The sequence below is a fragment of the Catellatospora paridis genome (assembly GCF_009720365.1).
Taxonomy (GTDB): Bacteria; Actinomycetota; Actinomycetes; order Mycobacteriales; family Micromonosporaceae; genus Catellatospora; species Catellatospora paridis.
Window position 1 is genome coordinate 35,189 of record NZ_ML769320.1, and the last position, 9,753, is coordinate 44,941.

General features: G+C 71.6%; 9 protein-coding genes. 6 read left to right on the forward strand and 3 right to left on the reverse strand.

The window, feature by feature from the left end; translation table 11 throughout:
- Positions 1–7 precede the first annotated feature (7 nt).
- Positions 8–868, forward strand: coding sequence for a transglutaminase family protein (locus F9C41_RS22710; RefSeq protein ID WP_155388854.1), 861 nt, complete (start codon positions 8–10; stop codon positions 866–868).
- Between the two features lie 48 nt (positions 869–916).
- Positions 917–2,356: a GuaB1 family IMP dehydrogenase-related protein gene (locus F9C41_RS22715; protein ID WP_155388855.1), complete on the forward strand. Its 1,440-nt coding sequence runs from the start codon at positions 917–919 to the stop codon at positions 2,354–2,356.
- 119 nt (positions 2,357–2,475) lie between these two features.
- Here F9C41_RS22715 and F9C41_RS22720 read toward each other — a convergent pair whose 3' ends face one another.
- On the reverse strand, positions 2,476–4,221 hold the full coding sequence (locus F9C41_RS22720; RefSeq protein WP_155389019.1) for an acetyl/propionyl/methylcrotonyl-CoA carboxylase subunit alpha: 1,746 nt from the start codon (positions 4,219–4,221) through the stop codon (positions 2,476–2,478).
- A 169-nt stretch (positions 4,222–4,390) separates the two neighbouring features.
- On the opposite strand from F9C41_RS22720, the gene F9C41_RS22725 reads away from it, so the two are divergent.
- From F9C41_RS22725 to F9C41_RS22740, 4 genes are all read left to right on the forward strand, one after another.
- The gene (locus F9C41_RS22725; RefSeq protein ID WP_230689900.1) at positions 4,391–5,005 is read left to right on the forward strand and encodes a PadR family transcriptional regulator; all 615 of its coding nucleotides are present in this window, start codon (positions 4,391–4,393) and stop codon (positions 5,003–5,005) included.
- 67 nt (positions 5,006–5,072) lie between these two features.
- On the forward strand, positions 5,073–6,023 hold the full coding sequence (locus tag F9C41_RS22730; RefSeq protein WP_155389021.1) for an ATP-binding cassette domain-containing protein: 951 nt from the start codon (positions 5,073–5,075) through the stop codon (positions 6,021–6,023).
- A 3-nt stretch (positions 6,024–6,026) separates the two neighbouring features.
- The gene (locus tag F9C41_RS22735; protein ID WP_155388856.1) at positions 6,027–6,788 is read left to right on the forward strand and encodes an ABC transporter permease; all 762 of its coding nucleotides are present in this window, start codon (positions 6,027–6,029) and stop codon (positions 6,786–6,788) included.
- 98 nt (positions 6,789–6,886) lie between these two features.
- Positions 6,887–8,203, forward strand: coding sequence for an MFS transporter (locus tag F9C41_RS22740; RefSeq protein ID WP_155388857.1), 1,317 nt, complete (start codon positions 6,887–6,889; stop codon positions 8,201–8,203).
- A gap of 79 nt (positions 8,204–8,282) precedes the next feature.
- Here F9C41_RS22740 and F9C41_RS22745 read toward each other — a convergent pair whose 3' ends face one another.
- Together F9C41_RS22745 and F9C41_RS22750 are read right to left on the reverse strand one after the other, a co-directional pair.
- Positions 8,283–8,942, reverse strand: coding sequence for an O-methyltransferase (locus tag F9C41_RS22745; RefSeq protein ID WP_155388858.1), 660 nt, complete (start codon positions 8,940–8,942; stop codon positions 8,283–8,285).
- 82 nt (positions 8,943–9,024) lie between these two features.
- Complete coding sequence (locus F9C41_RS22750) at positions 9,025–9,648, reverse strand: Maf family protein (RefSeq protein WP_155388859.1); 624 nt, start codon at positions 9,646–9,648, stop codon at positions 9,025–9,027.
- Positions 9,649–9,753 lie beyond the last annotated feature (105 nt).

Here is a 9,753-nt window from a genome sequence, read left to right on the forward strand (position 1 = left end):
GGCTCTCATGACGATCTCCGGACCTGGGTGGCGGTTGCAGATCCGGCATCGGACGGGCTTCCAGTACGGGGGGCCGGTGGCTTCGTCGTACAACGAGGCGCGGATGTCGCCGAGCACAGAGGTGCGGCAGACGGTGCTCGACGATCGGGTCAGTGTGTGGCCCACCGCTCGCACCTACCGCTACCAGGACTACTGGGGCACCACGGTGACATCGTTCGACGTGCAGGTGGCGCACGAGGTGCTGGAGGTCATCGCTGACTCGACCGTGGAGACTTCCGGCCCCGCCGCGCTGCCCACCGACGGCCCGTCCTGGGCGGAGCTGACCGATCCCGACGACGTCGACCGCTGGCAGGAACTGCTGCTGCCGACGCCGCGCACCGCGCTGGACGAGGAGCTGGGTGCGCTGGCCGCGGAGCTGCGGGCCGCGCACGGCCCGGACGAGGCGGCGCTGGCCGTCTTCGACCTCGTTCGGCGTGAGGTGGAGTACACGCCGGGGACGACCGGAGTGATGACCGACGCGGTGCACGTGTGGCGGCAGAAGCAGGGCGTCTGCCAGGACATCTCGCACCTGTCCGTGGCGCTGCTGCGAGCCATGGGCCTGCCCGCGCGGTACGTCTCCGGCTACCTGCACCCGACCCCGAACGCGCCGCTGGGCAAACCGGTGACCGGGCAGAGCCACGCCTGGGTGGAGTGGTGGTCGGGGAAGTGGCACGCGTACGACCCGACGAACGGCGTACCGGTCGGGGAACGGCACGTGGTCGTCGGCCGCGGCCGCGACTACGGCGACGTGCCCCCGCTCAAGGGTGTCTACGCGGGCCCCTCCAACACCGGCCAGTCCGTCGAGGTCACCCTTACCCGGATCCGCTGATCCGGAGGTCGGCCACTGCGTGCCCGGTTGATGGGTGAAGATGGCCTCATGCGGTTCCTGTCCGGTGCGCAGCCTGCGCACGATCTGACCTACAGCGACGTCTTCATGGCGCCGAGCCGCTCCGAGGTCGGCTCGCGCATGGAGGTGGACCTGTCCACCGCCGACGGGACCGGGTGCACCATCCCGATCGTGGTGGCGAACATGACCGCGATCGCGGGGCGGCGCATGGCCGAGACGGTGTCGCGGCGCGGCGGTCTCGCGGTGATCCCGCAGGACATCCCGAGCGCCGTGGTGACCGAGGTGATCGGCTGGGTGAAGCAGCGGCACCTGGTGCACGACACGGCGATCACGCTGCGCCCGCACGAGACCGTCGGCGACGCGATCCACCTGCTGCCCAAGCGGGCGCACGGCGCGGTGGTGGTGGTCGACGAGCAGGGCCGTCCGGTGGGCCTGGTGGTCGAGTCCGACACCATGGGGGTGGACCGGTTCTCGCAGGTGCGCGACGTGATGTCGACCGAGCTGCTGACGGTGCCCGCCACGGCGAGCCCGCGCGAGGCGTTCGACATCCTGCACCAGGGGCGGCGCAAGGTCGCGCCGGTCGTCGACCACGAGGGGCGGTTGGCCGGGATCACCACCCGGCAGGGCGCGCTGCGGGCGACGCTGTACACCCCGGCGCTGGACGAGAAGGGGCGGTTGCGGGTCGCGGCCGCGATCGGCATCAACGGCGACGTCGCCGGCAAGGCCGCCGAGCTGCTGGAGGGCGGGGTGGACGTGCTGGTCGTGGACACCGCGCACGGCCACCAGGAACGCATGATCAACGCGCTGCGCGCGGTGCGCTCGGTGGACCCGGCGGTTCCGATCGTGGCGGGCAACGTGGTGACCGCCGAGGGAGTACGCGATCTCGTCGCGGCGGGCGCCGACATCATCAAGGTCGGCGTCGGTCCGGGCGCGATGTGCACCACACGGATGATGACCGGGGTGGGGCGGCCCCAGTTCTCGGCGGTGCTGGAGTGCGCGGCGGCCGCCCGTGAGCTGGGCCGGCACGTGTGGGCCGACGGCGGCGTACGCCATCCCCGGGATGTGGCGCTGGCCCTGGCCGCGGGCGCGGCGAACGTGATGATCGGGTCGTGGCTGGCGGGCACCTACGAGTCGCCCGGCGACCTCTACACCGACCCGGACGGGCGGCGCTACAAGGAGAACTTCGGCATGGCGTCGGCGCGGGCGGTCAGCGCGCGCACCGCCGACGACTCGGCGTTCGACCGGGCCCGTAAAGCCGTCTTCGAGGAGGGCATCTCCACCGCCAAGATGTACCTGGACCCGGCCCGTCCCGGGGTCGAGGACGTCATCGACGAGATCGTCGCCGGAGTCCGCAGCGCCTGCACCTACGCCGGTGCCAAAACCCTCGACGAGTTCCACGCCCGAGCCCTGATCGGCGTCCAGTCCACCGCCGGCTACACCGAGGGCATGCCCATGCCCACCTCGTGGTGAGCCCCCTCTAGATCACTCGACTTGCCTGGCACATGGGCGAATGGCGCTTCAAGATACGCACAGGTGCCAGGCAAGTCGGACGATCAAGGACCCGGCGGCGAGCCGTCGATGCGGGTGGGTTACTTGATTTCGCAGATCGTGGTTCCGGATTGGACTACCTCGCCGACGGCGGCGGACAAGCCGGTGATCACGCCCGCCTTGTGGGCGGTGAGGGGCTGCTCCATCTTCATGGCCTCCAGGACCACGACGGTGTCGCCCTCGGCCACGGTGTCGCCGTCGGCGACCGCGAGCTTGACGATGGTGCCCTGCATGGGGGCGGCCAGCGCGTCGCCGCCCGCGGCGACCTTCGCGCCGCGCTTGCCCGCGGCCCGCTTGGCGGGGCGTCCGGCGGCGGGCGCGGCGGCTGCCGTACCCCCGAAGGACGCCGGGAGGGAGACCTCCAGGCGCTTGCCACCCACCTCGACCACGACGGTCTGCCGCTCCCCGGCCTCCTCGTCGGACGCGGCCGGAGCGCCGAACGGCGGCACGGTGTTGGTCCACTCCGTCTCGATCCACCGGGTGTGCACGGTGAACTCGACGAACGCGGGGTCGCGCACGATGGCGCGGTGGAACGGCAGGGCGGTGGCCATGCCCTCGACGACCATCTCGTCCAGGGCGCGTCGGGCCCGCTCCAGGGCCTCGGTGCGGTTCTCGCCGGTGATGATCACCTTGGCCAGCAGCGAGTCGAAGTTGCCGCTGATCTCGTTGCCGGTCTCGAAACCGGTGTCCACGCGTACGCCGGGACCGCCGGGCAGGTGCATCTTGGTGATCACGCCGGGGGCGGGCAGGAAGTTGCGGCCCGGGTCCTCGCCGTTGATGCGGAACTCGATCGAGTGACCGCGCGGGGCCGGGTCGGCCTGCAGGCGCAGCTTCTCGCCCGCGGCGATGCGGAACTGCTCGCGGACCAGGTCGATGCCGGAGGTCTCCTCGGTGACCGGGTGCTCGACCTGAAGCCGGGTGTTGACCTCCAGGAACGAGATCGTGCCGTCGACGCCGACGAGGTATTCGACCGTGCCCGCGCCGTGGTAGCCGGCCTCGCGGCAGATCGCCTTCGCGGAGTCGTGAATGGCCGCGCGCTGGGTCTCGGTCAGGAACGGCGCGGGGGCCTCCTCGACCAGCTTCTGGTGGCGGCGCTGCAGCGAGCAGTCGCGGGTGCCCACCACGATGACGTTGCCGTGCTGGTCGGCCAGCACCTGCGCCTCGACGTGGCGGGGCCGGTCGAGGTATCGCTCGACGAAGCACTCGCCCCGGCCGAACGCGGCGACGGCCTCGCGGGTGGCCGAGTCGAACAGCTCGGGGATCTCGTCGAGGGTGCGGGCGACCTTGAGGCCGCGGCCGCCGCCGCCGAATGCCGCCTTGATGGCGACGGGCAGGCCGAACTCCCGGGCGAACGCGACGATCTCGTCGGCGTGCTTGACCGGGTCGGGCGTGCCGGGCACCAGGGGCGCGCCGGCGCGCTGTGCGATGTGCCGGGCGGTGACCTTGTCGCCGAGGTCGCGAATGGCCTGCGGGGTGGGGCCGACCCAGGTCAGGCCCGCCTCGATGACGGCCTCGGCGAAGGCGGCGTTCTCGGACAGGAAGCCGTAGCCCGGGTGCACCGCGTCCGCGCCGGAGCGCTGGGCGACCTCGATCAGCTTGTCGATGCGCAGGTAGGTTTCGGCGCTGGTCTGACCGCCGAGGGCGTACGCCTCGTCGGCGATGGTCACGTGCAGCGCGTCGCGGTCGCCGTCGGCGTACACGGCGACGCTGGCCAGGCCCGCGTCACGGCACGCGCGTGCCACGCGTACGGCGATCTCGCCACGGTTCGCGATCAACACTTTGGACAGCATCGTCATCATCGTCCTCCCCGAACGGGCCTGCGCGGAGTCTATCGGTGGAGTTGATCATTAACGAGCGCTCAGGTGCCATGTGACCTGTGTCATGAACGCTCGTTCAGATCACCGCTGGTGGGGGTGGGATACCCCGGATCGCCGGTGCGGACGCACACTGTTCACCGTGTCGACGACCCGAATGATGATCCTCGGCGTGGTGCGGATGGCGCAGCCGGTACACGGCTACGACGTGCGCCGTGAGTTGCTGAGCTGGCATGCCGACAAGTGGGCGAACGTGCAGCCCGGCTCGGTCTACCACGCACTGAAGAAGCTCGCCGAGGAGGGCGCGCTGCGGGAGGTCGGCAGCGAGCAGGTGGGCGGCCGGCCCGCGCGGACGCGATACGAGATGACCCCGAAGGGGGATGAGCAGTTCCGCGACCTGCTGTCGGCCGCCTTGTGGGAGCAGCGGGAGGTGGAGGACCCGTTCCTGGCCGGGTTCTCGCTGATGACGGAGCTGCCCCGGGAGGAGGTGGCCGCCGCGCTGCGCCACCGGGCCCGGCAGCTGCGGGCGGACAACGAGGGCGCGGGGGCCGCGATCGCCTCGGGCTGGGCGGTGCCGGAGAACAAGCCGACCCACGTGCGCTGGATGCTCGAACTGGGCATCGCCCGCAACGAGGGCGAGATCGCCTGGTGCGAACGGGTCGCCGAGCGGATCGAGGCGGGCGAGCCCTACGTGTCGGAGGAACTGCAGGCGCGCTGGAAGCATGGGTTCGGGCATACGGAGCACGCATCCGATTAATCAAACTTGACTACTGTCGGACCCCGGTCCTAGGCTCCAGGTCTCCCCCGACCTTGGAGCTAAAATGATCATCGAGACCTCCGGGCTGCGGAAGTCCTTCCGCTCCCGTGCCGGTCGCGAGAGCAAGACCGTGGAGGCGGTACGCGGTGTCGACCTGAGCGTCGCCGAAGGCGAGATCTTCGGCTTCCTCGGCCCCAACGGCGCCGGCAAGACCACCACCCTGCGGATGCTCGCGACCCTGCTGGAGCCCGACGGCGGCAGCGCCGTCATCGCGGGCGCCGACCTGCGCAAGGATCCGGGCGAGGTGCGCCGCCGCATCGGCTACGTCGCCCAGGGCGGCAGCACCTGGGACGAGTCCACCGGCCGCGAAGAGCTGGTGCTGCACGCCCGGATGTACGGCATCGGCAAGGCAGACGCCCAGCGCCGCGCCGCCGAGGCCCTCGACACCTTCGAGCTCGCCGAGTACGCCGACCGCCGCTGCAAGACCTACTCCGGCGGCCAGCGCCGCCGTGTCGACATCGCGCTCGGCATCATCCACTCGCCGAAGGTCGTCTTCCTCGACGAGCCGACCACGGGCCTGGACCCGCAGTCCCGCGCCCACATGTGGGGCGAGGTGCGCAAGCTGCGGGAGATGGGCATGACCGTCTTCCTCACCACGCACTACCTGGACGAGGCCGACGCGCTCTGCGACCGCCTGGCGATCATGGACCACGGCCAGATCGTGGCCGAGGGCACGCCCGCCGACCTCAAGCAGGAGGTGCTCGGCGACGTCGTCTCCGTCAACGCGCGCGAGGTGGCCAAGGCCGCCGACCTGTTCGACAACGCCGAGTACGTGCGCAAGGTCGAGACCACCGAGCAGTCGCTGCGGCTGTACGTCGAGGACGGCGCGAGCGCCATTCCGCACGTGCTGCGCACCCTGGACGCCGAGGGCGTCTCCATCGAGGGCATCGAGCTGCATCGCCCCAGCCTCGACGACGTGTTCCTGGCCAAGACCGGCCGCAGCCTGAGGGAGAGCTGAGCAGTGAAGTTCCTTCGTGACACCTGGCTGGTCTTCCAGCGCCAGATGCAGCTGCTGCTACGCAACCCGGTCTGGGTGGCCGTCGGCATCATCCAGCCGCTGTTCTACCTGCTGCTGTTCGCGCCGCTGATGAAGCAGGCGCTCAGCGCGGGCGGCCCGATGACCGACGAGCAGGCATACCGGATCTTCGTGCCCGGCATGCTGGTCATGGTCGCCCTGTTCAGCGCCTTCTCCGGGTTCGGCATCATCGCCGAGCTGCGGGCCGGGGTGATCGAACGCAACCGGGTGACGCCGGTCAGCCGGGTCGCGCTGCTGCTCGGCCGCTCGCTGCGCGACGTGGTACAGCTGCTTTTCCAGGCCGTGCTGGTGACGCTGCTCGCGGTGCCGTTCGGGCTGCGGGTCGCGGTCGGTGACGCGCTGCTGGCATACCTGCTGATCGGCCTGATGACGCTGCTGCTGTCGTCGACCGGTTACGCGCTGGGCCTCACCCTGCGCAGCGAGGACGCCATGGCGCCGATGCTGAACACGGTCATCCAGCCGATCATGCTGCTGGCCGGCATCTTCCTGCCGCTCACCTTCGCCCCGCAGTGGCTGAAGAACGTCGCCAACATCAACCCGTTCAAGTGGGCCACCGACGCGGTGCGCGCGCTGTTCGCGGGCAACCCCGGCGACGATGCGGTCTGGCAGGCGCTGGCCATCCTCACCCCGCTGACCGTGCTCGCCCTGTTCATCTCGTCGCGTACGTTCGCGAAGTCGGTCCGCTGACCCGGTGCGGCCGGCTCGCGGGCCGGCCGACCCGGACCCGGCGTTAGCTCCGTCTCAACCCGAGGCCGGGGCACCTGTAAGGAGCGTAGCTTCGGTGGGTGCCCCGGCTCTCGCGTGACCTCGCCACCTGGTTGATCTACCTGCAGCTGGGGCTCTGGGGCTACTTCAACTACGGCTTCGGCCCGATCGTGCCGTTGCTGCGCGACGAGCAGGGCACCTCCGCCGCCGTCGCGGGGCTGCACAGCACCGCCATCGCCGTCGGCGCGGTCGCGGGCGGCGCGCTCTACCCCCACCTGTCCCGCCGGTTCGGCCGCGGCCCCGTGCTCTGGGCCTGTCAGGCCGTCATCGCCGCGGGCGTGCTCGGATTCGTGCTGCTGCCCGCGTACTTCGCGGTCACCATCGGGCTCACCATGGTGATCGCGACGGCCGGCATCGCCGCGATCGGCGGCATCGTCTCCGCGCTGTCCGAGCGGCACGGACCGGCCGGTCCCGCCGCGATCAGCGAGGCCAACGCGGTCGCCTGCGCCGCCGGTCTGGTCGCCCCGCTGCTCATCGGCGGGGCCATGCGCGCCGGGCTGGGCTGGCGGGCCGGTCTCGCCCTGCTGGTCGCCCTGATCGCGCTGGTCGCGGTCATTGCCAAGATCAAGGGTGTACGCATCCCGTCGGGTCTCGCGACCTCGGCCCCCCAGCCCGCTCCCGTCCCGGTGGACGGCGTGCCTGCCGTTTCCGTCCTGGCGGACGGACTGCCCGTCGCTACCGTCCCGGTGGACGGCCCGCCGACCGCTTCCGCTCCGGCGGGCGGATCGCGGGCGCGGGGCAGCCGACCGCCGCTGCCCGCGGCGTACTGGCTGGCCTGGGGCATGATGACGGTCACCGGCGCGGTCGAGGTCGTGCTGTCCATGTGGACCGCCGAGGTGCTGCGCGACCAGGTCGGCATGTCTGCGGGCGGGGCCACCGCCGTCATGTCGGCCATCGTCGGCGGCATGTTCGCGGGCCGCCTGGCGGGGGCGCGGATTGCGCTGCGCCTGCCGTCGATCCCGCTCTACCTCGGTGCGTTGGTGCTGAGCCTGGCTGGGTTCACCGTCTTCTGGGGCGCGGGCAGCGCCGCGGTGGCGGTGGCGGGCCTGATCATCGTGGGTCTCGGCAACGCCATGCACTACCCGTTGGCCATCTCGCTGGCGGTGGCCGCCGCGCCGGGTCAGGCCGATCGGGCCGCCGGGGTGGCGTCGTACTCGATGGCGGTCAGCTTCGGCGCGGGCCCGCTGCTGCTCGGCCTGGTCGCCGACCAGGTCGGCGCGCACACCGCGTTCCTGTTCATCCCGGTTCTGATCGCGGGCGCGGCCGTCCTGGCCTGGCGCTTCGCCACCACCACCCGCACCCCGCTCACCTCGGCCCTCGCCACCGACCTCGCCTGAGCCCGCAGCGGCTGCGGTTTCGGGGAAACTGCGGCTATGTGGCGGTCGATTCGTGCAGTTTCCCGGAAACTGCAGGCAGTCAGCGTTTGCGGGCGAGGGTGACGCCGTCGGAGAAGGGGAGCATGACGACGTCGACGCGGTCGTCGGCGGCCGCCTTGGCGTTGAAGGCGATCAGCGCGGCGGTGGAGGTGTCCTTCGGCTTCTCGTCGAGGACATGGCCCGACCACAGCACGTTGTCCACGATCAACATGCCGCCCGGGCGCATCCGCGGCACCAGGGCGTCCCAGTACGCCGCGTAGCCCTCCTTGTCCGCGTCGATGAACGCGAGGTCGAGGTGGGGCTCGGTGGGCAGCGCGGCCAGCCCTTCGACGGCCGGGCCGAGGCGCAGCTCGATCCGGTCGTCCAGCCCGGCCCGCTGCCAGTAGCGCTGCGCGATGGCCGTGTACTCCGCCGAGATGTCGAAGCAGACCAGCCTGCCGCCGTCGGCCAGCCCTCGGCCGATGGCCAGTGAGGACATGCCGGTGAACGTGCCGACCTCGACCGCGTTGCGCGCGTTCACCAGCCGGGTCAGCATCGTCAGCAGTGCGGCGTACTCGGGCTCGATCTGCATCCGCGACGCGCCGCCGGTCGCCCGCAGCGTCTCCGCGACCAGATCACGTTCCAGGTCGCCGGGCGGGGTGCCGTGCGCGACGACGTAATCGTGCAGTTCGTCGGTGACCGTGATGAAGGCGCGGCCCATTGCTTCCTCCTCGCTCCGCACGCCGCGGGCCGGGGCTCGCGGCGGGTTCGCCCATACGCCGACCCTATGCCAGGCGGACGGGTCAGCGCTGCCGCCAGAGTTCCGTGATCGAGATGTCCAGCGTGGCCAGCAGGCGGCGCAGCAGCGGCAGGGAGAGCCCGACGACGTTGCTGTGGTCGCCCTCGATGCGCTCGACGAACGGGCCGCCCAGCCCGTCGATGGTGAAGGAGCCGGCGACCCACAGCGGTTCGCCCGTGGCGACGTACGCCTCGATCTCGGCGTCGCTCAGGTCGGCGAAGTGGACCACGGTCGAGCCGACCTCCTCGGCGACCCGGCCGGTGGGCAGCTCCACCAGGCAGTGGCCGGTGTGCAGCACGCCGCTGCGGCCGCGCATGGCCTGCCAGCGCTTGAGCGCCTCGTCGGCGTCCTCGGGCTTGCCGAGGATCTGCCCGTCGAAGGCGAGCACCGAGTCGCAACCGAGCACCAGGGCCCGGTCGGGGGCGGTGGAGCTGTGCTTCAGCCGCTCCTCGACGGCGTGCGCCTTCATCCGGGCCAGCACCGCGCTGAGCGCCTCGGCCGTGGTCGCCTCGACGGCGTCCTCGTCGACGCCGCTGACGATCACCTCGGCGTCGATGCCCGCCGAGTCGAGCAGGGTGCGCCGGGCCGGGCTCGCCGAGGCGAGGATGAAGGTCGGTCGAGCTGCCATGCAGGGGAGCGTACCGGGCACGGGTCCGGGGAATCCCGCCCCGCGGCGCGCGGGGCCGGCCGGGCGCCCGCCGCCGCGGGGAGCCGGCCCGGCCGCGGGGGGGGG